22 protein-coding genes are annotated in these 25640 nt (G+C 75.0%); 10 read left to right on the forward strand and 12 right to left on the reverse strand.

Annotation, left to right across the window (positions count from 1 at the left end):
- Positions 1 to 73 precede the first annotated feature (73 nt).
- Positions 74 to 586, forward strand: a complete 513-nt coding sequence (locus tag ACWDRR_RS38235; protein WP_449776889.1) for a DUF4267 domain-containing protein — start codon at positions 74 to 76, stop codon at positions 584 to 586.
- Between the two features lie 135 nt (positions 587 to 721).
- Here ACWDRR_RS38235 and ACWDRR_RS38240 read toward each other — a convergent pair whose 3' ends face one another.
- The gene (locus ACWDRR_RS38240; RefSeq protein ID WP_449776890.1) at positions 722 to 1840 is read right to left on the reverse strand and encodes a PLP-dependent cysteine synthase family protein; all 1119 of its coding nucleotides are present in this window, start codon (positions 1838 to 1840) and stop codon (positions 722 to 724) included.
- 171 nt (positions 1841 to 2011) lie between these two features.
- Entirely contained in the window at positions 2012 to 3193 is a 1182-nt protein-coding gene (locus ACWDRR_RS38245; protein WP_449776911.1) for an ROK family protein, read from the reverse strand.
- Positions 3194 to 3309: 116 nt separating this feature from the next.
- Between ACWDRR_RS38245 and ACWDRR_RS38250 the strand changes: the two genes are divergently transcribed.
- Positions 3310 to 4560: an MFS transporter gene (locus tag ACWDRR_RS38250; protein WP_449776891.1), complete on the forward strand. Its 1251-nt coding sequence runs from the start codon at positions 3310 to 3312 to the stop codon at positions 4558 to 4560.
- Positions 4561 to 4785: 225 nt separating this feature from the next.
- Positions 4786 to 5361, forward strand: coding sequence for a HutD/Ves family protein (locus tag ACWDRR_RS38255; RefSeq protein ID WP_449776892.1), 576 nt, complete (start codon positions 4786 to 4788; stop codon positions 5359 to 5361).
- Between the two features lie 154 nt (positions 5362 to 5515).
- On the opposite strand, the gene ACWDRR_RS38260 is transcribed toward ACWDRR_RS38255, so the two are convergent.
- Positions 5516 to 6484 (reverse strand): esterase/lipase family protein, encoded by a 969-nt coding sequence (locus tag ACWDRR_RS38260; protein WP_449776893.1) that lies wholly within the window; start codon positions 6482 to 6484, stop codon positions 5516 to 5518.
- Positions 6485 to 6658: 174 nt separating this feature from the next.
- Here ACWDRR_RS38260 and ACWDRR_RS38265 point away from each other — a divergent pair, with 174 nt between their 5' ends.
- Entirely contained in the window at positions 6659 to 7876 is a 1218-nt protein-coding gene (locus ACWDRR_RS38265; RefSeq protein WP_449776894.1) for a PucR family transcriptional regulator, read from the forward strand.
- Positions 7877 to 8028: 152 nt separating this feature from the next.
- Here ACWDRR_RS38265 and ACWDRR_RS38270 read toward each other — a convergent pair whose 3' ends face one another.
- Entirely contained in the window at positions 8029 to 8787 is a 759-nt protein-coding gene (locus ACWDRR_RS38270) for an acyltransferase (RefSeq protein ID WP_449776895.1), read from the reverse strand.
- A gap of 120 nt (positions 8788 to 8907) precedes the next feature.
- Between ACWDRR_RS38270 and ACWDRR_RS38275 the strand changes: the two genes are divergently transcribed.
- On the forward strand, positions 8908 to 9708 hold the full coding sequence (locus ACWDRR_RS38275) for a maleylpyruvate isomerase N-terminal domain-containing protein (protein WP_449776896.1): 801 nt from the start codon (positions 8908 to 8910) through the stop codon (positions 9706 to 9708).
- A 66-nt stretch (positions 9709 to 9774) separates the two neighbouring features.
- Here ACWDRR_RS38275 and ACWDRR_RS38280 read toward each other — a convergent pair whose 3' ends face one another.
- Positions 9775 to 10548 carry an enoyl-CoA hydratase family protein gene (locus tag ACWDRR_RS38280; RefSeq protein WP_449776897.1) on the reverse strand — a complete coding sequence of 258 codons (774 nt, stop codon included), beginning with the start codon at positions 10546 to 10548 and terminating at the stop codon, positions 9775 to 9777.
- A 223-nt stretch (positions 10549 to 10771) separates the two neighbouring features.
- On the opposite strand from ACWDRR_RS38280, the gene ACWDRR_RS38285 reads away from it, so the two are divergent.
- Both ACWDRR_RS38285 and ACWDRR_RS38290 read left to right on the forward strand, forming a co-directional pair.
- A complete protein-coding gene (locus tag ACWDRR_RS38285; RefSeq protein ID WP_449776898.1) occupies positions 10772 to 11569 on the forward strand; it encodes an ATP-grasp domain-containing protein in 798 nt (265 codons plus the stop codon).
- Positions 11570 to 11656: 87 nt separating this feature from the next.
- Entirely contained in the window at positions 11657 to 12073 is a 417-nt protein-coding gene (locus ACWDRR_RS38290) for a RidA family protein (RefSeq protein WP_449776899.1), read from the forward strand.
- Between the two features lie 37 nt (positions 12074 to 12110).
- Here the strand turns inward: ACWDRR_RS38290 and ACWDRR_RS38295 are convergent, their stop codons facing one another.
- Positions 12111 to 13484, reverse strand: coding sequence for an MFS transporter (locus tag ACWDRR_RS38295; RefSeq protein ID WP_449776900.1), 1374 nt, complete (start codon positions 13482 to 13484; stop codon positions 12111 to 12113).
- Positions 13485 to 13571: 87 nt separating this feature from the next.
- On the opposite strand from ACWDRR_RS38295, the gene ACWDRR_RS38300 reads away from it, so the two are divergent.
- Together ACWDRR_RS38300 and ACWDRR_RS38305 are read left to right on the forward strand one after the other, a co-directional pair.
- Positions 13572 to 14564 carry an ArsR/SmtB family transcription factor gene (locus tag ACWDRR_RS38300; protein ID WP_449776901.1) on the forward strand — a complete coding sequence of 331 codons (993 nt, stop codon included), beginning with the start codon at positions 13572 to 13574 and terminating at the stop codon, positions 14562 to 14564.
- A 246-nt stretch (positions 14565 to 14810) separates the two neighbouring features.
- On the forward strand, positions 14811 to 17114 hold the full coding sequence (locus tag ACWDRR_RS38305) for a glycosyl hydrolase family 18 protein (protein WP_449776902.1): 2304 nt from the start codon (positions 14811 to 14813) through the stop codon (positions 17112 to 17114).
- 145 nt (positions 17115 to 17259) lie between these two features.
- Here ACWDRR_RS38305 and ACWDRR_RS38310 read toward each other — a convergent pair whose 3' ends face one another.
- Positions 17260 to 18537, reverse strand: a complete 1278-nt coding sequence (locus tag ACWDRR_RS38310) for a geranylgeranyl reductase family protein (RefSeq protein ID WP_449776903.1) — start codon at positions 18535 to 18537, stop codon at positions 17260 to 17262.
- 169 nt (positions 18538 to 18706) lie between these two features.
- Here ACWDRR_RS38310 and ACWDRR_RS38315 point away from each other — a divergent pair, with 169 nt between their 5' ends.
- Positions 18707 to 20071: a M20/M25/M40 family metallo-hydrolase gene (locus tag ACWDRR_RS38315; RefSeq protein ID WP_449776904.1), complete on the forward strand. Its 1365-nt coding sequence runs from the start codon at positions 18707 to 18709 to the stop codon at positions 20069 to 20071.
- A 54-nt stretch (positions 20072 to 20125) separates the two neighbouring features.
- Here the strand turns inward: ACWDRR_RS38315 and ACWDRR_RS38320 are convergent, their stop codons facing one another.
- The 5 genes from ACWDRR_RS38320 to ACWDRR_RS38340 all read right to left on the reverse strand — a co-directional run.
- A complete protein-coding gene (locus ACWDRR_RS38320) occupies positions 20126 to 20935 on the reverse strand; it encodes a DUF4184 family protein (protein ID WP_449776905.1) in 810 nt (269 codons plus the stop codon).
- A 27-nt stretch (positions 20936 to 20962) separates the two neighbouring features.
- On the reverse strand, positions 20963 to 22030 hold the full coding sequence (locus ACWDRR_RS38325; protein WP_449776906.1) for an NUDIX domain-containing protein: 1068 nt from the start codon (positions 22028 to 22030) through the stop codon (positions 20963 to 20965).
- Positions 22031 to 22508: 478 nt separating this feature from the next.
- Positions 22509 to 23414 carry a C40 family peptidase gene (locus tag ACWDRR_RS38330; protein ID WP_449776907.1) on the reverse strand — a complete coding sequence of 302 codons (906 nt, stop codon included), beginning with the start codon at positions 23412 to 23414 and terminating at the stop codon, positions 22509 to 22511.
- A gap of 304 nt (positions 23415 to 23718) precedes the next feature.
- The gene (locus ACWDRR_RS38335) at positions 23719 to 25140 is read right to left on the reverse strand and encodes an acyl-CoA synthetase (RefSeq protein WP_449776908.1); all 1422 of its coding nucleotides are present in this window, start codon (positions 25138 to 25140) and stop codon (positions 23719 to 23721) included.
- Between the two features lie 209 nt (positions 25141 to 25349).
- The coding region (locus ACWDRR_RS38340; protein ID WP_449776909.1) for an electron transfer flavoprotein subunit alpha/FixB family protein at positions 25350 to 25640 on the reverse strand (291 nt) is incomplete at its 5' end.

Here is a 25640-nt window from a genome sequence, read left to right on the forward strand (position 1 = left end):
AGCGTCATTCCTGTTCCTAGCGGCGCTAGCAGCCAGTGCAGCGCAAGCCTCACGCTTCCAGGGGGGATCCACCATGTCCGGCACCAGCACCGCAGCCACCACCCGCACGGCCGTCACCCGCACGGCCACCACCCCGGCGGCCGCCACCTCGGCCACCGGCACCACCTCCCCGACCGGCGGCGTCCGCCGACGGATCGCCGACGTCCTGACCGTGCTGGTCGCGCTCGGGATCGGCTACGTGGGCATCGGCTACCTGTTCGCCCCGGAGAGCATCGTCTCCGGCTTCGGCCTTCCCGAGTGGCCGCACGGCGAGGCCACCGCGTTCTTCTCCATCAAGGGCATCCGGGATCTCGCCTCCGGCATCGCCCCGCTCGTCCTGCTCGCCACCGGCCAGCGCCGAGCCCTCGGCTGGCTGCTGCTGGTCGACGCGCTCATCCCGCTGGACGACGCCGTCACCGTCCTGACCCACCACGGGTCGGCGGCCGCGGCCTTCGGCATCCACGGTGCGACGGCCGTCGTCGTCGCGGTCGCCGCCGCACTACTGCTCACCGAGCGCCGGACCGCCCCGCACACCCCGGCCGCCTGACACCCCGGCCGCCTGACACCCCGGCCGCCCGCGCCACGACCCGCCCGCACCACGACCGACCGACCGCGCACGCCACGGAGCCCGGTGCCGCATGCGGCACCGGGCCGTGACCGTCCGCCCTCGGCGCCGGCCGGGTCAGCCCGTCCAGCCCGCGCCGGCCAGGAACGACTCCAGGCGGGCACGGTAGGGCGCGATGTCGATCCGCTCGCCGGCCAGCCAGTCGTCCGAGTAGTACTTGTCGAGGTACCGGTCGCCCGGGTCGCAGATCAGGGTGACCACGCTGCCCCGCTCCCCCGCCGCCCGCATCTGGGCGACGATCTTCAGCGCGCTCCACAGCCCCGTCCCGGTGGAGGCGCCGGCCTTCTTGCCGAGCACCTGCTCCAGCACCCGCACGGCGGCGATCGAGGCGGCGTCCGGGACCTTCATCATCCGGTCGACCGCCCCGGGCACGAAGCTCGGTTCCATCCGGGGCCGCCCGATCCCCTCGATCCGCGACCCGCTGTCGCAGAGCGCGTCCGGATCGTGGCGGACCCAGCCGTCGAAGAAGCAGGAGTTCTCCGGGTCGGCGACGCAGATCCGGGTGTCGTACTGCATGTAGTGCACGTACCGGGCGATGGTCGCCGAGGTGCCGCCCGTCCCGGCGGTGGCGACGATCCAGGCCGGCTCGGGGTGCGGCTCCAGGCGCAGCTGCGCGAACATCGACTCGGCGATGTTGTTGTTGCCCCGCCAGTCGGTGGCCCGCTCGGCGTAGGTGAACTGGTCCATGTAGTGGCCGCCGGTCTCCTCGGCGAGCCGGGCGGAGGCCGCGTACACCTCGTCGGAGCGCGCGACCAGGTGACACTCGCCGCCGTGGAACTCGATCAGGTCGATCTTGGCCTGGCTGGTGGACTTGGCCATCACGGCGATGAACGGCACGCCGATCAGCTGGGCGAAGTAGGCCTCGGAGACGGCGGTGGAGCCGCTGGACGCCTCGATCACCGGCTTGCCGGGGCGGATCCAGCCGTTGCAGAGCCCGTACAGGAAGAGCGAGCGGGCCAGCCGGTGCTTCAACGAGCCGGTGGGGTGGGTGGATTCGTCCTTGAGGTACAGGTCGATGCCCCAGTCGAGCGGGAGCGGGAAGCGGAGCAGGTGGGTGTCGGCCGAGCGGTTGGCGTCGGCGTGGACCTTGCGCACCGCCTCCTTGAGCCAGCTGCGGTAGGCCGCGTCGGAGCGGTCCACATCGTCGGTCCGTTCGGCACTCGACTGGGCACCCATGGTCACTCTCCTCGCTCGAACCCCCCAATTGCTCACTACGAGTGTATGAGAGTCACGATAAGTGACGGTTTTCGTAGCCCCAGCTTCCGCTTATCCGCCGGCCCGGCGCTCGCCGGCGGCGGCCACCACGGGACCACCACGGGACCGCCGCGGCGAGCACCCCCGCCGCGGCTACGCCCCCGCCTGCACCGACTGCGGGTCCGCCAGGTACGGCCGCCAGGCCAGCTCGGCCGCGCCCGCCAGCGCGCTGTGCGCCAGCTCGGCGCCCACGATCGGCACCCGGCCGCTGCGCCCCCAGAGGCTGCGCTCGGCGACCACCGCGCGCAGCCGGTCCGGCGCGGCCTCCAGCAGGTCCAGGTGGAGCCCGCTGAGCACCACCCGGTCCGGGTTGAGGATGTTGGCGACACCGGCCAGCCCGAGGCCGAGCCGGTCGATGACGTGCTCGACGGCCGCCCGCGCCCGCTCGTCGCCGGCGGCGGCGTGGCAGAGCTCGCGGGCCTGGTCGAGCAGCGGGCGGTCCGGTGCGGGGGTCAGTCCGGCCGCGGCGAACAGCGCGTCCGGGTCCGTCTCGGAGTTGAGGCAGCCCCGGTTGCCGCACTGGCAGGGGCGGCCCTGCGGGTCGACCGTGAGGTGGCCGACCTCCAGCGCGAGCCCCGCGCTGCCGGTGTGCAGCCGGCCGTCGATCACCAGCGCGCCACCGACGCCGCGGTGGCCGGAGGTGACCAACAGCAGGTGGCGGGCGCCCCGGCCGGCGCCGTGCCGGTACTCGGCGAGGGCGGCGAGGTTGGCGTCGTTGGCGATGGAGGTGGGCAGCGGGTCGAGCGCGAGCGGTCCGTTGTCGGCGCGGCCGACCTCGACGTCGTACAGGTCGGCGACGGGCGTGCCGCTGGGCCAGGCGAAGTGCAGGGCGGCGAGCGCGGTGCCGTCCGGTTCGGTGACCGGGTTGGGCAGCGCGAGGGCGGCGCCGAGGCAGCGGCGACCGCTGTCGCGGGCCAGTTCGGCGCCGGCCTCGGCGACGGCGCGCAGCATCCGGACCGGGTCGGTGGCGGCGGGCAGCGGCCGGTGCACCGGCGGATCGAGCAGTCCGCCGAGCCCGGCGAGGGTGACGCTCAGTCCGTCGGCGTGGATCTGGCCGGCGATCACGACCGGGCCCGCGGGGTCGATGGCCAGCCGGTGCGAGGGACGGCCGCGGCCACCGCCGGCCGGCCTCGAGTCGACGGTGATCAGGCCGAGCGCCTCCAGCTCCGCGGTGACCGCTCCGGCGGTGGCCCGGGTGACGTCCAACGCGCGGGTGAGCGCCGAACGGGTGGGGGTCTGGCCGGTGTGGATGAGCGAGAGCGCCGGGCCGAGCAGCGTGCGACCGCGATCGGGGGCCGAGCGGCGGTGGGCGTCGCGCTGGGCGTCGTGGTCGGCCTCGGCGCCGGGCTTCGGACTTGATGGAGTGAGCTGCACGCCCCTATTGTTACTTTGTGCCGCCCCGAAACAAAATCCGCGCCCAGGACCGAATCGACCGGTCGTCCCCCCAGTCTCGCAGCACGCCGGGTGCGCCCGACACCCCTTGGGGTGCCGCGCGGCTCGCACTCACCGCTTTCTTCGCCGTCGACGGCTTCCTCTTCGCCGCCTGGGTGGTCCGCATCCCGGACATCCGCAGCCAGGTCAGCGCCTCCCACAGCGCGCTCGGGCTCGCCCTGCTCTGCGTCTCGGCCGGCGCCGTCGCCACCATGCCCCTGGTCGGCCGGCTCTGCCTCCGGTACGGCTCCCGGCCGGTCACCGTCGGCTCGCTCGCGCTGCTCAGCCTCGCCGTCCCGCTGCCCGCCCACGCCCACTCGGTGGCGGCGCTCGGCGGCGTCCTGCTGCTCTTCGGGGCGGGGTACGGCGGGGCCAACGTCGCGATGAACAGCGCCGCCGTCGACCTGGTGGCCCAGCTCCGACGCCCGGTGATGCCCAGCTTCCACGCCGGGTACAGCCTCGGCGGCCTGGTCGGCGCGGGCGTCGGCGGCCTGCTCGCCGGCTCCCTGACCACCACGTGGGCCCTGGCCCTGAGCGGCCTGCTGGGCCTCGCCGTCACGGTCGGCGCCGGCATCGTCCTGCTCCGCGGCCCGGACGCGCCGGTCGTCGCACCCGGCCGCGCGGCCGACTCCGCCACCGCCCCCGCCGCCCGCGAGAGGTCGGCCCGGGTGCCGCACGCCCGACTGCTCGTCCTGCTGCTCGGCCTCACCGCGCTCTGCTGCGCCTACGGCGAGGGCGCCATCGCGGACTGGACCACCCTGCACCTCACCGACGACGTCCACGCCAGTGCCGGCACGGCCGCCGCCGGCTACGCGGCGTACGCCTTCGCGATGACCAGCGGACGGGTCGGTGGCACCTGGCTCTCCATCAGGCTGGGGCAGACCAGGGTGATGGTCTTCGGCGGCCTGACCGCCGCGGCCGGCATGCTGCTCGCCGCCCTCGCGCCGTCGGTCCCGCTCGCGCTGACCGGGTTCGTACTGGTCGGCCTCGGCCTGGCCAACATCTTCCCGCTCGCCATCGCCCGGGCCGGCGCCACCGGCGGTCCGCAGGGCGTCGCCCTCGCCTCCACCCTCGGCTACGGCGGCATGCTGATCGGCCCGCCGGTGATCGGCTTCCTGGCCGACGGCGTCGGCCTCCCGGTCGCCCTCACCACGGTCGCCCTCGCCGCCGTCATCGCCGCCCTGCTCCCCCTCACCGCCCGCGCGCGCTGACGGCCGGGCGCGCTCGAAGCTCCGCCGAACGCCCCTCCCCCGGTCCGACGGGTCGCACCCGGTACCGCCCGGCCGTCCCGCGTCGCCCGCCTACCGGCCTGCCCACCTGCCCACCCGCCCACCTGCCCACCTGCCCACCTGCCCAGCGCGCCGGAGGTCCTCGGAGCACCGGGCCGTGGTCGTCCCGCCCGGACGCCCCGCCCGGCCCCGTGGCAGGATGCCGCCATGACGACGACCGGGCGGATCCAGGTACTGCGGGCGGCCGAGCGCCCGGCGACGGCGTGGCTGAACGGGGGCGGGGTGACCAGGGAGGTCGCCGGGTTCCCCGCCGGGGCCGGGCTGGACGCCTTCGACTGGCGGGTCAGCCTCGCCGACGTCGCCTCCGCCGGGCCGTTCTCCGCCTTCCCCGGGATCGACCGGGTGATCACCCTGGTCGACGGCGCCGGCATGGCCCTGACCGTCGACGGTGCGGAGCACCTCGTCGACACCCCGTTCCGCCCGTTCGCGTTCTCCGGCGAGGCCGACACCGGGTGCCGGCTGCTCGACGGGCCGGTGGTGGACTTCAACGTGATGACCCGGCGCGGGCGGACCGCCGCCGACCTCTCGCTCGCCACCGGGCCCCGCACGGTGGACGTCCCGGCCGACGGCACCGTCCTGCTCGTCTGCCTGGCCGGCCGCGCCACCGTCGGCGACACCGTCCTGGAGCGCTTCGACGCCGCCCTGCTGGACGGGCCGGGCCCGTACGAACTGCGGCCCGACGGCGTGACCGCCACCGTCACCTTCCGCACGCCGCCCGCCTGACACGGCGCCGTCGGGCCCCGACACGCCACTGCGCAGGAAGTCGGACCCGCCGACTTCCTGCGCAGCTCTCGGCCACCGGTGACCAGGCCTCAGCCCGTCACCCGCCGTGCACCGGTCCGGCCGCAGTACACCCCGTCAGCCGCAGTACACCCCGTCAACCGCAGTACACCGGGGACGCGTGCGCCGGGTCGAGCGCGTTGACGACCAGGTGCAGCGCGGTCGGCGAGAAGGCGATGGCCACGTGCTCGGCGAGCGAGATCGGGCAACGGTCCTGCAGGACGACGTTGTTGACGTTCGGCCCGCTGAGGAACTGTGTCCGGTACGGCGTGACGACCTCGTCGTACACGGTCGAGATCACCGTGTAGTCGACCCCCGGCACGGTGTCCGCCACCGTGGCCATCTTCCGGTTGAAGGCGGAGTCCACCACCTGGTCCTTGCACGCCGCGCAGGCCGTGTAGATCAGATCGGCCACCCCGGGGAAGTACGGGGCGAGGTTGGTGATGCCGGAGAGTGTCGTCCCGTGGTTGGAGGGCGCCAGGCCGATCAATTTGTCGACCTTCGCCGCGCCCCCGAGGAACTTCACGTAGTAGTTCGGGAGCATGCCGCCCTGCGAGTGGCCGACGAGGTCGACCTTGGCCGCGCCGGTCGCGCCGCGCACCAGGTCGACGAAGCGGCCGAGCTGGGCGGCGGACTCCGCGGCCGGGCCGAGACCGCCGATCGGCAGCAGCAGGCCGCTGCCGGAGGAGGTGATGCCGGGGACCATGCCGTAGTCCAGGGCGAAGACGCAGTAGCCCTGGCTCTTCAGCAGCGGCGAGAGCGCGAGCCAGTTCTCGTAGCGGTTGGCGAAGGTGCCGTGCACCAGGACCACCGGATTCGGGTGGGCCGCCGTCGGCTTGCAGGCCCAGTCGTTGGCCCCCGGCGGCGAGGCCACCGAGTCACCGTCCGGGGGCAGTTGAGCCGCCGGGCCGGACGCGGTGGGGGTCGCGTCCGGTACGGCGGCGGCGTGCGCGGCGGTGGCGGGAGCACCGGCCAGCAGGGCGCCGGCCAGCAGGGCCGAGCCGAGCGCTCCGAGGAGTCTGCGGCGGACCGGTCCGGCGGAGCGGCGGAGAAGTGGGGTTCTCAACTGTTGCCTCCACAGCGGAAGTTTGTTACCAACAGGTAACCCGAGTGCCTCCATCATGCGGCCGCCCCTCCGACCCGGCCCTTGGGTGTCCCCCAGACCTGGACGGTGTTTTCTGTGACCGGTCACAATTCACCCGCATGCGCCCCCGGTTGGCGGATCCCGGTGATCGGCGGAGTGCCCGCCGACCAGCGGCTGCTCGGCGCCGTACCCGCGTTGGTCGAGGCCGTCATCGCCACCTTGCTGGCGCGGGTGCCGACCTACCGCCGTCTGCCGCACGAGCAGGTGGCGGGCGAGCTCAGCCAGGTCACCGAGCGCCGGATCCGCGCCCTCGCCCAGGCCGTCCGCACCGGGCTGGCCGCCGACGAGGAGGAGTTCACCTCCGTCCGCGAGGCCGCCGCCCGGCGCGCCGAGGAGGGGCTGCCGCTGGACGCCGTCCTGCTCGCCCACCACCTCGGGATGGAGGTCTGCTGGGAACTGGTCACCCGGGACGCCCGCGACGACGACGCCGCCGACCTGCTGGTCCTCAACCGGCTGCTGCTCGACCAGCTCCGTCAGGCCACCTCCGCCGCCGGGGCCGGCTACGTCGAGGAACGCCGCACCATGGCCGACGAGCGGCAGGCCGCCCGGCACGCCCTGCTCACCGCACTGCTCGACGGCGCCCCCGCCGAGGAGGCCGCCAGCAGAGCCGGGATCCGGCTGCCGCCCTCGTACGCCGTCCTGTCCCTCGCCGTCGCCGACCACCCCGACGAACGCGCGCCCGGCGTCGACCGGACCGTGGCGGGCCACCGCAAGCTGCGCCGGCTGCGCACCGAACTCGACCACCGCACGCGGCAGTCGGCGCTCTCGGCGCTCTCCTCCTCGGGCGGGCCGGTGCTGATCCCGCTGGACTGCCGGACGGACGGCGTCCCGGCCGGCGCCTGGCAGCGCCTCGCGGACACCGTGAACAGCACCGCCCGGGCCGCCGGGGTCCCCGTCCAGGCCGGGGCGGCCGTCGCCGCGCCCGCCGGGGTGGCCGCGGCGGCCGCTCTCGCGTCCGAGGTGCTGGGGGTCGCCCAGGCCTTCGGCCGCCCGCCCGGGCTGCACCGCCTGGACGACGTCCTGCTGGAGTACCAGCTCAGCCGCCCGAGCCAGGCGAGATCCGGGCTCGCCTCGCTGCTCGCCCCGTTGGAGGACGGCGGTGAACTGCTCGCCACCCTCCGCACCCACCTGGCCGGCGGCCTCAACCGCCGCCACACAGCCCGCGCCCTGCACCTGCACCCGAACACCGTCGACTACCGGCTGCGCCGGGTGGCCGTCCTCACCGGCCTGGACCCGACCCGCCCGGCCGACCTGCTCCGGATCACCGCCGCCATCGCCGCCCGGGACGCCGAGCGCGCCCAGGAACCGGCCTGACCGGACGCGCCCCGCGCCTCAACCCCGACGCCTGCCAGCCCTCCGATACAGGGTTCACCCCGGCGCCTGCCTGCCCCCGGCACCGGGCTCACCCCGACCCCGCGCCTCACCCCGGCACCGGCCGTGCGGCACCGCCACCCCCGCGCCGGGCCTCACACCCCCGTCTCACCGGGCAGCCGCAGGTCCCAGCCGGCCAGGGCGCGCAGCTGGTCGGCGGTGATGCCCTCGGGCAGCGCGGTGGGCGGGTCCGTGCGGAACGGCGGCTGCCAGCCCTCCTCCGCGGTCCAGCGCCGGACGATCTTCGCGGGGGCACCGGCCACCACGCTGTGGTCGGGCACCTCGCCGCGCACCACCGCGCCGGCCGCGACCACCACGTTGCGGCCGAGCCGGGCGCCGGGCAGGATCACCGCGCCGGTGCCGATCCAGCTGCCCGCGCCGATCTCGATGGGCTCGTTGCGCGGCCACTGCTTGCCGATCGGCAGGTCGGTCGCCCGGTACTCGTGCGCCTGGTCGGATATGTAGACGCCGGGGCCGGTCCAGACGTCGTCGCCGAGGACGATCGACTGGTGGCCGACGATGTGGCTGTCGCGGCCGATCACGCAGCCGCCGCCGATCCGCACGATCGGCTCCGGCCCGAGGTCGAGGCCGGGCAGGAACCCCGCGCTGATGGTGACGCGCTCGCCGATGATCGAGAACGGGCCGATCGTGATCCACTGCTCGTTGAAGATCGCACCGAGCGGAAAGGTCAGCTTCGTCCCCGCGCCCAACTCGCCGAACCGGTACGGGCCGGGGCTCTCGCTGGACACCGCGCCGGCTCGCTGGACCAACGTCCAGCCCCGGTGCACGAGGCGGCCCGCGACGCGTCGGCTGCCGGCCCGGACGCCGGAGAGCAGGGAACTGGTGATCGACATGCTGGTCACGCTACCGGTCGCCCCGGCGCCGCCACCGAGGAGGCGGTCAACATCACACCGGTCCCGGGCGGCCTCGGCCGCCGTGTCCGAAACCCGCGAACGGTGCCACACTCGTCGACCATGGAGATCACCGAGCACATCGACGCGCTGCACCACGAGGGCGTCCTGCTGGCCGACGCCGCCGCCCGCACCGACCTCGCCACGCCCGTCCCCACCTGCCCCGACTGGCGGCTGCGCGACCTCGTGCTGCACACCGGCCAGGTGCACCGCTGGGCCACCGCGTACGTGCGGCACGGGCACCGGGCGCCGCTGGACGCCGACGGCGAGCGCGCCGCCTGGGGGCCGGCGCCGTCGGACGCGAGCCTGGTCGACTGGTTCCGCGCGGGCCACGGCGCCCTGGTGGAGGCGCTCGCGGCGGCGCCGGCCGACCTGGACTGCTGGAGCTTCCTGCCCGCGCCGACCCCGCGGGCGTTCTGGGCCCGCCGCCAGGCGCACGAGACGGCGGTGCACCGCTTCGACGCTGACGCGGCCGCCGGGGCCGAGGGCCCCGGGGTGGCCGGCGGCCTGGCACTGGACGGGATCGACGAGCTGCTGCGCGGGTTCATGGCCCGCAGCCACGCCCGGGTGCGCAGCGAGCGGCCGCGCACCGTCCTGGTCCGGGCCACCGACGCCGCACCCGCCGACGGGCCGGGCGAGTGGCTGCTCACCATCAGCCGGGACCCGCTCGCCGTCTCCCGCCGCACCGCCGAGGACACCGAGGTCGCGGGCCCGGCCGACCTCACGCTCGACGGCCCGGCCCGCGACCTCTACCTGCTGCTCTGGAACCGGCTGCCGGCCGAGCGGAACGACCGGGTCGAGCTCAGCGGTGACCGGGCGCTGCTGGACCTCTGGCGGGAGACCGCCGTCGTCCGCTGGAGCTGACGCCGCGACGGAGGCCCCGGTCTCGGTCACGACCGAGACCGGAGCCGCAACGGCGCCCGGACGGGCTCAGCGCGCCCAGGGCGCGGGCCGCTTCTCCAGGAACGCCCGCATGCCCTGCTGCGCCTCGTCCGAGCCGAACAGCCGCGCCGAGAGCCGGACCAGCTCCTCCGCATCCCGTTCGAAGGAGCGCACCACCTCGGCATTGGCCAGCCGCTTGGACTGCGCGAGGCCCTGCGGCGAGCCGAGCCGCAGGGCGTCCAGCAGGCCCTTCAGCGCGGTGCCGGTGGACTCCGCGGAGTCCGTCGCCTCGGTGATCAGGCCGATCCGGGCGGCCTCGGCGGCGTCGAAGACCTCGCCGGTCAGGTAGTAGCGGGAGGCCGCGCGCGGGTCCAGCTTGGGGCGCAGCGGCAGCGAGATGACGGCGGGTGCCAGACCGAGCCGCACCTCGGTGAACGCGAAGGTGGCGGCCGGGCCGGCCAGCGCGAGGTCGGCCGCGCCGACCAGCCCGAGGCCGCCCGCCCGGACGTGCCCGTCGATCACCGCGATCACCGGCTTCGCGCAGTCCACGATGGCCCGCTGGAGGTCCACCAAGCCGCGCGGGCCGACCGTCGGGTCCGTCCCGGTCGCCTCGGAGAGGTCCGCGCCGGCGCAGAACACCTTGCCGGTGTGGCCGAGCACCACCGCGCGGACCTCCGGGTCGGCCGCGGCGGCGGCCAGGCCGGCGGTCAGCTCGGCCATCAGCCGGGTGGAGAGCGCATTGCGGTTGTGCGGCGAGTCGAGGGTCAGGGTGGTGACGGCATCGGCGGTGGCAACACGGACGAAGGGCACTTCGCGGGTCATCGGTGCGGGCCTGCTTTCCGGCTGAGGGTGGGTCGGATTGCGCGGCGTCCGCCCCGGGTCCGGTCCGGCCGATCGTGCCGGGCAGGACCTGATCGGACGGCGCCCGGACGACTCTGACATGCCCACCCACCGCTCGGCCAGAGCCACCCGCCGCGAGACCCGTCACCCCTTCGCCCGGAAAACCGGTGGTCGGCCCGCCGCCCGCCACGGCAGCATCCGTGCCATGACCACCGACGCCGTCCTGCTGCTCGCTCCCCGGATCAACGACACCGGCCTGCAGCTGCGCACCGCCGCCGGCCGCCGCGGCCTGCGCGCGCACACCGCGACGGCCTGGCGTGCCCCGGAGGAGCTGATCGGCTCGCCGGTGCACGTCTACGGCGGCCCGCTGTTCGCCGATGCGGTCGGCGGCGCGTTCGGCCTGGCCCTGCTGGAGCCGCCGGACGACTGGACGGCCCGCCTGCCGGCGGAGCTGACCGGCCGGACGCTCACCCTCACCACCCTGGCCGGGGCCCGCCGGCTGCGCCGCCCGATGTTCCTCAAGCCGCCGGGCGACAAGCTGTTCCCCGCCCGGGTCTACCCGGACGGGTCCGGCCTGCCCGGTCCGGACGCGCTGGACGACGACACCCCGGTGCTGGCGAGCGAGGTGGTCCGGTTCCGCCGCGAGTACCGGCTGTTCGTCCTGGACGGCGAGGTGCGCACCGCCGCGCGCTACGCGGTGGACGGCGGCCTGGACGTCGCGCCGCTCGACGAGGACCGGTACCGCGCCGAGGTGACCGGCTTCGCCGCGGACGTGCTGGCCGCCTCGGCCGCGGCGCTGCCGAGCGCCGTCGTGATCGACGTCGGCCTGCTGGACGGCGGCCGCTGGGCGGTGGTGGAGGCCAACCCGGCCTGGGCCTCCGGCGGTTACGCCTGCGACCCGGCGGCGGTGCTGGAGGTGGTGCTGCGGGCCGGCGGACCGGCCGGCGGCCTCCCGGCGGCGGACCGGCGGTACTGCCGGGAGCTGCCCGAGGTGGTCCGCTGACCCGGCGACGACGTAGGACGAACCGGCCGACCCGGGCTGGGGCGGGAGGCGCTGGTGCGGTGGGCACCCGTCGGCCACGATGAGGGCATGACCTCCCGTGCCCCGCACCTCACCCACATCGCCGAGCCGCCCGGGGTCGCCCCCGCCACCGGCTACACCCAGGTCGTCACCGGCACCGGCCGCCTGGTGGCCGTCTCCGGCCAGGTCGCTTTCGACGAGCAGCGGCAGCTGGTCGGGGTCGGCGACCCGAAGGCGCAGGCGCGGCAGGTGTTCGAGAACCTGAGCCGCTGCCTGGCCGCCGCCGGGGCCGGCTTCGCCGACGTCGTCAAGCTGACCTACTTCGTCACCGACATCGCGTTCATGCCCGCCGTTCGCGAGGCCCGGGACGCGTACTTCGGCGCCACGCCGCTCCCGGCCAGTTCGGCGATGCAGGTCGCCGCGCTGTTCCTGCCCGAGGTGCTGATCGAGATCGAGGCGCTCGCCCTGGTCCCCGCTCAGGCCTGACCGGTCCGGTGCGCCGGGCCTGTCCCGGCGCACCGCCCTACCCTCCGGTGGCCCGGCCCTGACGCCGGGCCCACCGGACGGCGGGGCCCATGGCCAGGCCCGCCGCGGCGAGCAGCACGCCGAGGGCGACCCAGCCGAGCAGCCCCCACCCGATGACGGCGGTGCTGACCACGGCCGGTCCGATCATCAGCGAGGCTGCCGACCCGGCGTTGTAGACGCCCTGGTAGGCGCCGTGGTCGCGCTCCCCGGCCAGGTCGTAGCTGAGCGCCCACCCGCCGGCCTGGCTCAGCACCTCGCCGAAGGCCTGGAGCGCCACGCCGGTGAGCACCACCACGGCGGCGACCGCGGCGGGCAGCCCGTGGGCGAGGGCGAGCACCAGACAGGAGGCGGCGAGGATCAACCCGGCCCGGCCGCAGACCCGCGCGGCCGTCGCCGGGTCCTCGGTCCCCCGGGTGGCCCGGACCTGCAGGGTGATCACCAGCAGGGTGTTGACGATCAGGGTGCCGGCCACGGTGATCCGGGGCGCCTCGGTGTGCTGGACGACCCAGAGCGGCACGCCGACCTCCAGCATCGCGAACTGCAGGCAGAGCAGCGCGTTCAGCACCGTCACCACCAGGAAGGGGCCGTCCCGCAGGGCGGGGTTGCGCCGCCGGGCGGGCAGCCCGCCCGAACCGTCCGCGGCCGGGCCGCCTGCCCCGCCCGTCCGCGACGACACCGCCGCCGCCACCGGGACGGCCAGCCGGTGGAACAGCACCGCGACCACCAGGTAGGAGACGGCGTCGGCCAGGATCGCCGTCAGATAGGCCGGTCGGCTGTCCACCTGGAGTGCGACGGCACCGAGCGCCGTACCCAGGCAGAGGCCGACGTTGGTCACCACCCGCAGGTAGGCCCGGCCCGCCACCCGGCGGTCGGCGGGCAGCACTTCGGCGTAGAGCGCGTTACGCACGGCCGCCGCGCCGCGGTCGACGGCGCTCACCAGGCAGGCCAGCACCAGGAAGGCCGGGTAGCTGTGGACCAGGGCGTAGCCGGCGGTGCCCAGCGCGTTCACCGTGATCAGCACCACCAGCACCGGTCGCGCTCCCCAGCGGTCCGCGGCCCGCCCGGCCGGCACGCTGGCGAGGACGCCGCAGAGGCCGGCGGCGGTGAGCCCCAACCCGAGCTGGGCGGCGCTCAGTCCGAGGACGCGGGTGAAGAAGAGCACGCCGACGGCGAGCGAGAGCCCGCTGCCGACGGTGTTGACCAGGGTGATCCCGGCGAGCCGGCGCACCATCGGGTCGGGGTGCAGCAGCCGCGAGCCCGGGGCCGGGCGGTCCGCGGGCGGCGGGCCGGCGGGGCCGGCGGGGCCGGCGGGGTCCGCGGGCGGGCCGGCGGCAGGCGAAGGCACGGCGGATCGCGCCGGTGAGGTGGTCATGTCCCCGATCCCACCGCGTTCCCGTCCCCCGCAGTACTGATTTAGGCTCTGCCTCAAAGGAGCTGGACAGGCGGGGGGGGGGGAGAGATGCACCGATTCAGGCTGGATCTTGCCGATCTCGCCACCACCTGGTTCGCCTGCTCACCGATCCAGGAGGCCGCGCTCAGCCTGCGGATGTGGACCCACCCGGGCGTCTACCCGCTGCAGTCCGCCGCCTTCGAACGGCTGCGCCCGAGCTTCGAGCGGCTGGACTCCACGCTGTTGCTCTCGCTGGTCGCCGCCAACCGCTGGATCCCCGACTTCCTGACGCCCCGCCCGGCCGTCCCCTCGCCCGAGTTCCGCGCCGAGCTGGCCGTGGTCCGGTCACTGCCACCCGAGCAGCTGCGTTCCGAGCTGGAGCAGACCTTCCTGCCGCACGGCCGGCCGCTGCCCGCCCCGCTGGCGGCCGGGCTCGGCGATCCGGCCCGGCTGCTGGCCCGGATCGCCGACGCGCTGGAGGAGTACTGGGAGGTCTGCCTGGCGCCCGCCTGGTGGCCGCAGGCCCGGGTCGTCCTGGACGCGGACCTCGTGTACCGGGCACGGGTACTGGCCCAGCAGGGCGCTGCGGCGCTCTTCGCCGATCTGGACCACCGGCTGCACTGGGCGGACGGCGTGCTCTCGATCAACCGCCGCTGGACGGACTGGGACGGCGAGATCACCGTGGACGGCCGCGGGCTGGTGCTGGTCCCGACCTTCTTCGCCCGCGGCGCGATCACGATGATCAGCAACGACCGTCCGCCGCAGATCAGTTACCCGGCGCGCGGCGGGGCGGGGATGGCCGGGCCGGCCGTGCCGGTCACCCCGCGCGCCCTGGAGCTGCTGCTCGGCGCGCCGAAGGCCCGACTGCTGGCGCTGCTCGTCGAACCGGCCTCCACCACCGAGCTGGCCTACCGCCTGGGCGTCACCCCGGGCGCCGTCAGCCAGCACCTGGCGGTGCTGCACCGGACCGGCCTGGTCACCCGGGCCCGGCACGGGCGGTCGGTGCTCTACCACCGCAGCCCGCTCGGCGACGAGCTGACCGGCAGTCCGCGCCGGGGATAGCAGCCCGCTGTCAACTCCCCAGTGGTACAGACCTGTTGACGCATTGGTCCAGTCCTCCTACAGTGCCCATGCCCGCGCCCCCCACGGCGCGGGCACCGATCGGCCACGCACCACCGGCCACGTACACGGGCCGGGCACCACCGGCCACGTACACGGGCCGGGCACCACGGGCCGCGTACACGGGCCGCGCACCACCCGTACGGTTCTGCGTCACCCTGTCCAACCCCCACAGTCACAGGGAGAACCATGTCCGCTCGACCCCGGGCCAGACGCCCGCGAGCGCGCAGCAGACTGCTGACGCTGCTCTCCGCCCTGCTGCTGCCGCTGGCCGCGCTCACCGCGCTGGCCACCCCGGCGAACGCGGCCGGCAAGCTGACCGCCGCCTTCACCACCGCCGACAACGGCTCCTGGTGGAAGGGCACGTACATCGTCCACAACGACAACGCCGCCGCCGTCTCCGGCTGGACGCTGGAGTTCGACCTGCCGGCCGGCGTGACCGTCCAGAGCAGCTACAACGGAACCGCGACGACCAGCGGCCGCCACGTCACCGTCGCCAACGCCTTCTACAACGCGAGCGTCCCCGCACACGGCACCACCGAGCCGTACAGCTTCTGGTTCGTCGCCAACGGCCCGATCGCCGCCCCGACCGGCTGCCGGATCAACGGCGACAAGTGCGACGGGAGTTCGGACGTCCTGCCGTCCGCGCCCGGCACCCCGGTGGTCACCGATCCGACCGCGCACAGCCTGGCGCTGAAGTGGCCGGCCGCCACCGGCGGAGACTTCCCGGTCGCCTCCTACGAGGTGCTCGGCGGTACCACCGTGCTGGCCACCAGCACCACCACCGACACCGTGGTCACCGGGCTCACCCCGGCCACCTCGTACACCCTGACCGTGCGGGCCAAGGACACCCGGGGCAACACCGGCCCGCTCAGCGCGCCCGTCACGGCCACCACCTTCGACCCGGCGACCGACCCCGTCCCGCCCACCGCGCCCACCAACCTGCGTGCCACGGCCGTGACCTCCACCGACGTGACCCTGGCCTGGAACGCCGCCACCGACAATCTGCGGGTGGCCGCGTACGACGTCTACCAGGGCACCGCGCTGGTGCGGACGGTGACCGGCTCCACCCTGACCACCACCGTCAACGGGCTCTCGCCGTCGACGGGTTACACCTTCACCGTGAAGGCCCGGGACGGCGCCGACAACGCCTCCCCCGCCTCCGCGCCGCTCGCCGTCACCACCTCGGACCTGGTCGGGGCCGGAAAGTACGCCCGGGTCGGCTACTTCACCCAGTGGGGCATCTACGGCCGCCAGTACTTCGTCAAGAACCTCGACACCTCGGGCAGCGCGGCCAAGCTCGACGTCGTCAACTACGCCTTCGAGAACATCGATCCGGTCAACCTGACCTGCCTGGCGGGCGTCACCAAGGGCACCACGGCCGACCCGCAGGACCCGGACCAGGGCACCGGCGCGGGCGACGCCGACGCCGACTACGCCCGCCCGATGAGCGCGGCGCAGTCCGTGGACGGGGTGGCCGACGACGGCTGGGGCAAACTGCGCGGCAACTTCAACCAGTTGAAGAAGCTCAAGGCCAAGTACCCCAACCTGAAGGTGGTCGTCTCGCTCGGCGGCTGGACGTACTCCAAGTACTTCTCGGACGCGGCCGCCACCGAGGCCTCCCGCCAGAAGTTCGTCAAGTCCTGCGTGGACGTCTGGATCAAGGGCAACCTGCCGCTCTACAACGGCGCCGGCGGCGACGGCGTGGCGGCCGGGATCTTCGACGGCATCGACCTCGACTGGGAGTGGCCCGGCTCCGCCGACGGTCACGCCGGCAACCACTACAGCGCCGGCGACAAGGCCAACCTGACCCTGCTGCTCGCCGAGTTCCGCAAGCAGCTCGACGCGCTCGGCGGCTCCCACAAGCTGCTGACGGCCTTCACCCCGGCCGACCCGGTCAAGATCAACCAGGGCTGGGACCTCTCGAAGATCTTCAACTACCTCGACATCGCCAACGTCCAGGGCTACGACTTCCACGGCGCCGGCAGCGACAACTCGTGGGAGCCCAACCGGGCCGGCCACCAGGCCAACCTCTACGCCGACGGCCAGGACCCGTACCCCTTCCACTTCAGCGTGGACGCGGCGGTCCAGGCCTACCTCGGCGCCGGGGTCAACCCGCGCAAGCTCACCATCGGCTTCCCGTTCTACGGGCGCGGCTGGCAGGGCGTGGCGGACGGCGGCGCGGCGGGCGAGTGGCAGAGCGCGACCGGTGCGGCGCCCGGCCAGTTCGCCGAGGAGGCCGGCACCCGCGGGTACAACAACCTGATCACCACCTTCCCCAACCTCACCGTCCACCACGACACCCAGTCCGTCGCCACCTACGGCTACACGGGTGCGGGCGGGCAGTGGTGGACCTTCGACGACGCCTGGTCGATCGGGCAGAAGACGGCCTACCTGAAGTCGAAGAACCTGCTCGGCGCCATGATCTGGGAGATGACCGGCGACACCCCGAACGGCGCCCTCATCACGGCGCTCGACACCGGACTGAAGTGAGCCCGGGCGGCGCGCCGCCGCCCCGGCAGTGACCCGACCGAAGGGGGCTCCCGCGGACCGGCCGACGGCCGCCCGCGGGAGCCCCCGCCGGTCAGGGGTCCGGTCCGGTCGATCCTGCCGGGCGCACGGTCGACCGGACCGGGACCTACCGCGAGGCGAGCGAGGTCAGCTTCCGGGCGGCCCGGTACTGGCGCAGCACCTGGGCGAAGGTGGTGTGCCCCTGGGTGGTGCGGGCGAACGCCCGCCAGGCCGGGGCGACCAGGCAGACCGCCGCGTGGAACAGGTACGGGCGGCGCTCGAAGGCGGCCAGCATCAGCTTGCCGGCCCGCATCTCCACGCCCAGCCCGGCCTTGATGGCGAACGCGTAGTTCAGCGCCTCGCGGCGGACCTCGGCCGCGCCGCCCGCCTCGGCCACCTTGACCGCCCACTCCCCGGCCAGCCGGCCCGAGCGCAGCGCGTAGGAGATGCCCTCCCGGGTCCACGGCTCCAGCAGGCCCGCCGCGTCCCCGGCGACCAGCACCCGGCCGCGCGAGAGCGGCGAGTCCTCGGCCCGGCAGCGGGTCAGGTGCCCGGACTCCACGCTCGGCGGGAAGCCGGCCAGCCCGAGCCGGCGGATGTAGTCGGCCAGGTACTGCTTGGTCCGCTCGCCGTCGCCGCGCGCCGAGATGACGCCGACGGTCAGGCTGTTCGACTCCGTCTTCGGGAACACCCAGCCGTAACTGCCGGGCAGCGGGCCCCAGTCGAGGTGGATCCGGCCGGCCCAGTCCGCCACGACCTCCGCCGGGACGGGGATCTCCGCCTCCAGGCCGAGGTCGATCTGGTCGAAGGAGACGCCGACGTGCCGGCCGATCCGGCTGGCGCTGCCGTCCGCGCCGACCACCGCCCGCGCCTCGAAGGTGCGCCCGTCCGCGGCGGTGACGACGGCCGTGCGGTGCTCGCCGCCGCGCTGCTCGACCCCGGTGACAGTCACTCCGGTGACCAGCACCGCCCCCGCCTGCTTGGCCGCCTGCACCAGCCGCAGGTCGAACTCGTCGCGGTTGACCAGCCCGAACAGCATCCGCTTCGAGCGCCGCGTCCGGGTGAACCGGCCGCCGTACGCGAAGGTGACGGCGTGCACCCGGTCCTGCAGCGGCAGCCGGAAGCCCGGCGGCAGGCTGTCCCGGGAGGGGCCGATGATGCCCCCGCCGCAGGTCTTGTACCGGGGGTGCTCGGCCTTGTCGAGCAGCAGTACGCGGCGGCCCTGGGCGGCGGCGGCCTGCGCGGCCGAGGCCCCGGCCGGTCCGGCGCCGACCACGACGACGTCCCAGACGCCGTCCAGCGGGTCGGGCCCGCCCAGCGGCGGGGCGGGCTGCGGCTCGGACGGCTGTCCGGGCGCCTCGGCGTCGAGCGGGCTACGGGAATCGGAGCTTCCGGAGTCAGTCACGTCGAGCAATCCTATGCGTCCCGCGGAGCCGTCGTCCGTCGCGCCGCCCCGAACGTCCGCACGACCCTCCGGGCCACCCGTTCGAGTCGGCCTATGATCGACATATCCCCCTGTCAGCATCGTCCGCCCGGACCACCTCCGGGCCGGACCACCACCTCCGGAGCCCCCGATGCCGCAGCAGCCCCTGGCCGACGCCGTCCGGTCCCTGATGGACCGTGCCCGCACCGATCTCGCCGAACTGGTCGCCTTCCGCTCGGTCGCCGACCCGCGCCAGTTCCCGGTCGAGGAGTGCCACGGCGCCGCCCGGTGGACCGCCGACGCCTTCGCCGCCGAGGGCCTGACGAACGTGCGACTGCTGGACACCCCCGACGGCACCCAGGCCGTCTACGGCGAACTGCCCGGCCCCGAGGGCGCGCCGACCGTGCTGCTCTACTCCCACTACGACGTGCAGCCCCCGCTCGACGAGGACGCCTGGCTCAGCCCGGCCTTCGAGCTGACCGAGCGCGACGGCCGCTGGTACGGGCGCGGCGCGGCCGACTGCAAGGGCAACATCCTGATGCACCTGACGGCCCTGCGGGCGCTGCGCCAGGTGGACGGCGGCTACCCGGTCGCACTGAAGATCATCGTCGAGGGTTCGGAGGAGCAGGGCACCGGCGGCCTGGAGCAGTACGCCGTCGCGCACCCCGAACTGCTCGCCGCCGACGCCATCGTCATCGGCGACACCGGCAACTTCGCCGCCGGCCTGCCCACCGTCACGGCCACGCTGCGCGGTATGACGATGGTCGAGGTCTCGCTCACCACACTGGCCGGCAACCTGCACTCGGGCGCCTTCGGCGGCGCCGCCCCGGACGCCCTGCAGGGCCTGGTCCGGATGCTGGCCTCGCTGCACGACGAGCACGGCGACGTCGCGGTGGCCGGCCTGACCAGCGACCAGACCTGGCCCGGCGTGCAGTACTCCGAGGAGCAGTTCCGCACCGACGCCAAGGTGCTGGACGGCGTGGCGCTCACCGGCACCGGCACCGTCGCGGACCGGCTCTGGGCCCGCCCCGCCGTCACCGTCCACGGCATCGACGCCCCGCCGGTGATCGGCGCCACCTCCTCGGTCCAGGCCGCCGCCAAGGCACTGGTCAGCCTGCGGGTGCCGCCGGGCACCGACGCCGTCACCGCCCAGGAGGCGCTGATCGCCCACCTGGAGGCGCAGGCACCGGCCGGCGCCCGGGTCCGGATCGAACGGCAGGGCGCCGGCGAACCGTTCAACGCGGACACCTCCGGTCCGGCGTACGAGGCGATGGGCGCGGCGATGGCCGAGGCCTTCGGTACGCCGATGGTCGCCTCCGGCGAGGGCGGCTCGATCCCGCTCTGCAACACCCTGCAGTCGCTCTACCCGCAGGCCGAGATCGTGCTGATCGGCGTCGAGGAGCCGACCACCCAGATCCACGCGGTCAACGAGAGCGTCGACCCGCAGGAGCTGGAGCGGATGGCCCTGACCGAGGCCCTCTTCCTGCGCCGGTACGCCGAGCTGCGCTCCGCCTGAGCCGGCCGGCCCGACCGGGCCTCGCTCCCGGTGTGACGGCCGGACCGACCGCCGTCACACCGGGAGCCGCTCGGCCGGCCGCTCCCCACCGGCGGCCCGGCCTCCACGCCGGGCCGCCACCCGCGCCGCGCCCGCGTGCACCAGCGCGTACCCGACGGCGCCGACCGCGAGGCCGGCGCCGGCCCCGAAGCAGAACTCCGGGATCAGGTTCCGCCGCAGCGGCAGGAGCCGGTGCGCCACCCCGACCGCGGTCGCCGCGCCGAGCACCGCCACGGCGGCCCGCCGGGCCCCCGCCGGGAGCGCCGCGGCCGGCCGGACGGGCTCCACCGCGCGGGCGGCCCGCCTCAGGTGCCCGGCCAGCGCCGCCAGGGCCAGCGCCGAACTGCCGTACTGCAGCACGGTGTACAGCGGCAGCCCGGCGACCGTCCGGTCCAGCACCGGCAGCAGGGCGACGCCCAGCCGGCCCCCGTGGGTGAAGGCGTCCCAGCCGACGTGGGTGGCCGCGCCCAGCGCCGCCGAGCCGGCGAACCAGGCCGCGCTCGCGCCGCCGCCCCGCCGGACCGTCAGCGCCTCCGCCGCGCCGGCCCACCGCTCGGGGAGCAGGGCGAGCAGCGGGGCGCGCAGCAGCCCGTGCCACCCGGCGACCAGCACGCCGGCGATCGCCACGTCCACGGTGGGCACCGCCCACCAACGGTGGGTCGTCCCGCCCTGCCCGTAGACACCGGGCAGCAACGACTCCAGGAAGAACGGCACATCGGGCGCCATCGACCCGGCGACCAGGGCCGAGGCCACCAGCGGCCCGCGCGCCCCCGCCGCACGCAGCAGGGGCAGGACGGCGGCCGGATGACTCAGTGTGAACGGCATGCCCTCATCCTGCCGCCCCCGGGCCGGCTACGCCGCGTCGGCCGCCCGGGCCAGGCCGACCCCGGCCCGCCGCCCGGCCTCCAGGTAGCGCAGCTCGCCGCTGCGGCGGGCGTCCAGCGCGGCGGCGAGCCGCCGGTACCGGCCGGGGGGCAGCAGGCCGGCGGCCTCGTCCAGGCTGACGAAGCGCCAGCCGCGCAGCTCCTCCTGTTGGAGCAGCAGGTTCTGGCGGGCGGCGGCGTCCAGCAGACCGCCGTCGTAGACCAGCCGCAGGCCGCCGCGGCGCGGGCCGGTGCGCGGCTCCCAGTCGACGGCGAGCAGGCGCAGCGCCGCCGGGTCGAGCCGCAGGCCGAGCTCCTCGGCGGTCTCCCGCAGGGCGGCGTCGGTCGGCGCCTCGCCGCGCTCGACCACCCCGCCGGGGAACTCCCAGTCCGGCTTGTAGACGGGATCGACGAGCAGGACGCGGTCCTGCTCGTCGAAGAACAGCACGGCGGAGGCCACCGTGTCCCCGGTCGGGTCCGGGGTCTGGACGATCGGGCAGCGGGCCGACCCCTCCCGGACGAGCTGGGCGAGCCGGACGGCGGTCTCCCGCGGGGTCAGCTCACCGTTGTCGACCATCCGGGCGTCCTCGATGAGCCAGCGGCGGGCGGCCCGGTAGCGCGGCAGGTGCTCCAGGCACCACTGACGGACGCGCGCGCTGCGCTCGGGATCGCCGGGGCACTCGTCCCGCTGGGCGATACGCGCACGCAGGATCGTTTCTTCGGGGTCCAGGACGAGGTGGTGCACCGTGATGCCGTTCGAGGCCAGCGAGCCGAAGATCTCGTCCCGGTAGTCCTCCCGGAGCAGCGTCATCGGGACCACCAGCGGACCGGGCACCTCGCCGAGCAGCGCGGCGGCCGTCTCGGGGACGAGGCGGCGCCAGGCCGGGAGGTCCTGGAAGTCGGACACCGCGGCCAGCCGGTCGGCGGGCAGGAGGTTGCGCAGCCCGAACCCGACGAGCTCGGGGTCGAACAGCGTGCTCCCCGGCAGCAGCTCCACCAACTCACGGCAGGCCGTCGTCTTGCCCGCCCCGAATGTGCCATTGACCCAGACGATCACAACGTCCCCTGCCCCTCGACTTCCCCCGATGCCGTTCGCACCGGGCAGCGCCCCCGTCAGCCGAACCAGCGCCACCCGAGGTGGTACCCGCGCCGCGCCGGTCCCCATGCCTCCGCACCGGGCCCGGCCGCCGGAGCCGGCCACGCCCCGTGACAGCGGCATGTGCCCAGGCCAGACACCTCGTACCACGGTACGCGCGCCCGTCCGGACGCCGGTACGCGCGCCCCTGATCACCGGCGGGCACCCACCTTACGCGCGCCCCCTTACACACCTCTCGCGCCCCCACCCGCCCCAGGGCCCCCACGCCCCGACATAGCGACAAAGTGCCAAATCTCCGAATCGCTGAGGCGCTGAGCCCGCAAACCGCCGAACCTCCATACCTCCTGACCGCCCCCACCTACCGAGCGCCCGGCCGGTCGGACGGCGGCGCTTCCGTCGCCGTCCGACCGGCCGGGCGTCGTCCCGGCGGGCGCAGGCCTCAGGGGCGGCCCATCTGGGTGGGGTAGTAGCCGCTGCTGATCCGCGAGATGCGGATGTTGGTCCCGGGCCGGGCGGCCTCCACGTACTGGTTGTTGCCCAGGTAGATCGCCACGTGGTGGATGCCCCGGGCACTGCCGTCGTCCGACCAGAAGAGCAGGTCACCGCGCTGGAGCTCGCTGGCGCGGACCGGCGTGGTCGCCGCGTACTGGTCGTTGGCCACCCGCGGCAGGTCGATGCCGCCGCGCCGGAACGACTGCTGCACCAGGCCGGAGCAGTCGTACCCGTCCGGCCCGTTGCCGGCCGTCAGGAACGGCTTGCCCAGCTGGGCGAGCGCGAACTGCACCGCCGTCTCGACGTCCTCGTCGGCCGCCGTCGAGGCGGAGCCGGTGGACGCCCCGGCCGAGCCCGAGGAGGAACCGGAGGACGAACCGGCCGAGGAGCCGCCACCCGTCCGGTCCAGGTAGATGTCGTAGTGGGTGGTCCAGCGCCACTGGCCCTGGCTGTTCTTGAACCAGTACCGCGAACCGTCCCAGCCCTGCGTGATCCCCCCGGACGAGGCGGACGAGGCGGACGAGGACGACGGGGCCGATGAGCCGCCGGTCCGGGCCTGGTAGATGTCGTAGTGGGTGGTCCAGCGCCATTGACCCTGGCTGTTCTTGAACCAGTACCGCGAACCGTCCCAGCCCGCGTGGGCCGGCGCCGGCTCGGCGGCCGCGCTGCTCACGCCGGTACCGAGGCCGATCACGCCGGCGCCGGCCGCGATCACGGCCACCATGCCTATCCCCCGGCGGACCCGCGCGGCCCGGGAGGGTCGGGCGGCACGCGCCGGCCCGTCGGTGGTGGTGGCGGTCTGCCCGGTCGGGTCGTCGGCGGCACCCGGTGCGCCGGTGTTGACGGTCGTCATCCTGCTGTCTTCCTTTGCTGAACGCGGCTCAGCTCCGCCCAGCACCTCTGACGCTGCTGAACCGCGGCTGAACACTGAACGGGACGGCAGAGGGGTTTCCCGTCGACATGCCGCGGCTTCCGGTCCTGCGACCGGAAGCCGCGGCTTGTCACCCTGGGATTCAGTTCTGCCTGCGTGTCACGTTAGGCACGCGGCCGCTCACAGCGCGCAGTGGAGTGCGCCAAAGGAAGGGTTCACGGAAGGTGAGGAGGACGTGCGGGGTGACGGTCGAGGAGATGAGCGACCGTCACCGGATGACCTCCCGTCACCCGAGTGCCGACTCCGCCAGCAGCTGCTTCTTCAGCACCTTCCCCATGGCGTTCCTGGGCAGTTCGGACACCAGCACCACCCGCCGGGGCCGCTTGTGCACCGAGAGCCGCTCCGCCACGAAGGCCGCCAGCTGGTCCCCCGTCACCGCGCCGTCCGGGATGACGTAGGCGACCACCGCCTGCCCGAGGTCCTCGTCCGGCGCGCCCACCACGGCGGCGTCGGCGACCGCCGGGTGGTCGCGCAGGGCCGCCTCCACCTCGCCCGCGCCGATCCGGTAGCCGCCGCTCTTGATGAGGTCCACCGAGGCCCGGCCGACGATCCGGTGGAAGCCGTCCTCGCCGATCACGGCGACGTCCCCGGTGCGGAACCAGCCGTCCGCCGTCCAGGCCTCGCCGTTGGCGTCCGGCCGGTTGAGGTACCCGGTGAACAGGGTCGGCCCGGCGACCTGCAGCTCGCCGACGCTCTCCCCGTCGTGGGGGACGGGCTCGCCGTCCTCGCCGACCAGCCTGGTCCGCACGCCCGTCAGCGGCAGCCCGACGCTGCCGGGGCGGCGCTCGCCGTCCGCCCGGGTGGAGACGGTGATCAGCGACTCCGTCATGCCGTACCGCTCGATCGGGGCGTGCCCGGTCAGCGCCGCCAGCTTCTCGAAGACCGGCACCGGCAGCGGCGCGCTGCCGGAGACCAGCAGCCGGGCCGAGGCGAGCCGCCCGGCCGCCTCCGGGTCGGCGGCCAGCCGGGACCAGACCGTCGGCACACCGAAGTACAGGCTGGCCCCGGCGGCCGCGTAACCGGCCGGTGTGGGCCGCCCGGTGTGCACCAGCCGGCTGCCGGTGCGCAGGGCGCCGAGCACGCCGAGCACCAGACCGTGGACGTGGAAGAGCGGCAGGCCGTGCGCCAGGGTGTCGTCGGCGGTCCACCGCCAGGCCTCGGCCAGGGCGTCCAGGTCGGCCGCGACGGCGGAGCGGCGGAGCATCGCCCCCTTGGGCGCGCCGGTGGTCCCCGAGGTGTAGAGCACGAACGCCGTGGCGTCCGGCGCGGGCTCCGCGTAGGTGGTGGCGGACCGCTCGGTCAGGTCGACGGGCAGCGCCGCCACCCCGGCGTTCTCCGGCGCCGCCTCCCCGGCGGCGTGCGCGAGCAGCGCGGCGCCCGAGTCGCGCAGGATGTGCGCGCGCTCCTTGGGCCCGGAGTCGGGCGGCAGCGGCACCACGGGCACACCGGCCAGCAGCCCGCCGACCACGGCGGCGACGGTCTCGGCGGTGGGCCGGGCGAGCACCGCCAGCGCGGGGGCGCCGGCCACCCGGTCGGCCACCGCGGTCGCCGCGCCGAGCAGCTGCTCGCGGGAGAGCTCCCGCCCGTCGATCCGCAGCGCGTCGCCGCGGTCGCCGAAGTCGCCCTGAAGTGCCGTCAAGAGTGTCATGCGTCTGCCCTCGCCCTTGGTCGCGGTGTGGCGCCCTGTCACCGCCGGCCGTGTCGCCGCCGGTCCGGCGTCCGACTCTACGGGCCGGGCGCCGGGCACCCGCAGAGCCTCGGGGGCGCACCGCCGGACCCGGGGCGCGCCCGCACATGCCGCAGGGCGCACCCGGGATGGCTCCCGGGTGCGCCCTGCGTGCGGTCCGACGCGTCCGGTCAGCCCTTGCGGGCCTGGACCTCGCCGGTGAGCTGCGGCAGCACGGCGAAGAGGTCGCCGACCACGCCGTAGTCGACCAGCTCGAAGATCGGGGCCTCCGGGTCCTTGTTGACGGCCACGATGGTCTTCGAGGTCTGCATGCCGGCCCGGTGCTGGATCGCACCCGAGATGCCCGCCGCGATGTAGAGCTGCGGGGAGACCTGCTTGCCGGTCTGGCCGACCTGGTTGCTGTGCGGGTACCAGCCGGCGTCGACGGCGGCGCGCGAGGCACCGACGGCCGCGCCCAGCGC

It is taken from the genome of Kitasatospora sp. NPDC003701, assembly GCF_053587085.1.

Coding starts and splice junctions, on each gene's coding strand:
- ACWDRR_RS38235 (WP_449776889.1), top strand. CDS start 74: ATGTCCGGCACCAGCACCGCAGCCACCACCCGCACGGCCGTCACCCGC.
- ACWDRR_RS38240 (WP_449776890.1), bottom strand. CDS start 1,840: ATGGGTGCCCAGTCGAGTGCCGAACGGACCGACGATGTGGACCGCTCC.
- ACWDRR_RS38255 (WP_449776892.1), top strand. CDS start 4,786: ATGACGACGACCGGGCGGATCCAGGTACTGCGGGCGGCCGAGCGCCCG.
- ACWDRR_RS38270 (WP_449776895.1), bottom strand. CDS start 8,787: ATGTCGATCACCAGTTCCCTGCTCTCCGGCGTCCGGGCCGGCAGCCGA.
- ACWDRR_RS38275 (WP_449776896.1), top strand. CDS start 8,908: ATGGAGATCACCGAGCACATCGACGCGCTGCACCACGAGGGCGTCCTG.
- ACWDRR_RS38280 (WP_449776897.1), bottom strand. CDS start 10,548: ATGACCCGCGAAGTGCCCTTCGTCCGTGTTGCCACCGCCGATGCCGTC.
- ACWDRR_RS38285 (WP_449776898.1), top strand. CDS start 10,772: ATGACCACCGACGCCGTCCTGCTGCTCGCTCCCCGGATCAACGACACC.
- ACWDRR_RS38290 (WP_449776899.1), top strand. CDS start 11,657: ATGACCTCCCGTGCCCCGCACCTCACCCACATCGCCGAGCCGCCCGGG.
- ACWDRR_RS38295 (WP_449776900.1), bottom strand. CDS start 13,484: ATGACCACCTCACCGGCGCGATCCGCCGTGCCTTCGCCTGCCGCCGGC.
- ACWDRR_RS38300 (WP_449776901.1), top strand. CDS start 13,572: ATGCACCGATTCAGGCTGGATCTTGCCGATCTCGCCACCACCTGGTTC.
- ACWDRR_RS38305 (WP_449776902.1), top strand. CDS start 14,811: ATGTCCGCTCGACCCCGGGCCAGACGCCCGCGAGCGCGCAGCAGACTG.
- ACWDRR_RS38315 (WP_449776904.1), top strand. CDS start 18,707: ATGCCGCAGCAGCCCCTGGCCGACGCCGTCCGGTCCCTGATGGACCGT.
- ACWDRR_RS38320 (WP_449776905.1), bottom strand. CDS start 20,935: ATGCCGTTCACACTGAGTCATCCGGCCGCCGTCCTGCCCCTGCTGCGT.
- ACWDRR_RS38330 (WP_449776907.1), bottom strand. CDS start 23,414: ATGACGACCGTCAACACCGGCGCACCGGGTGCCGCCGACGACCCGACC.
- ACWDRR_RS38335 (WP_449776908.1), bottom strand. CDS start 25,140: ATGACACTCTTGACGGCACTTCAGGGCGACTTCGGCGACCGCGGCGAC.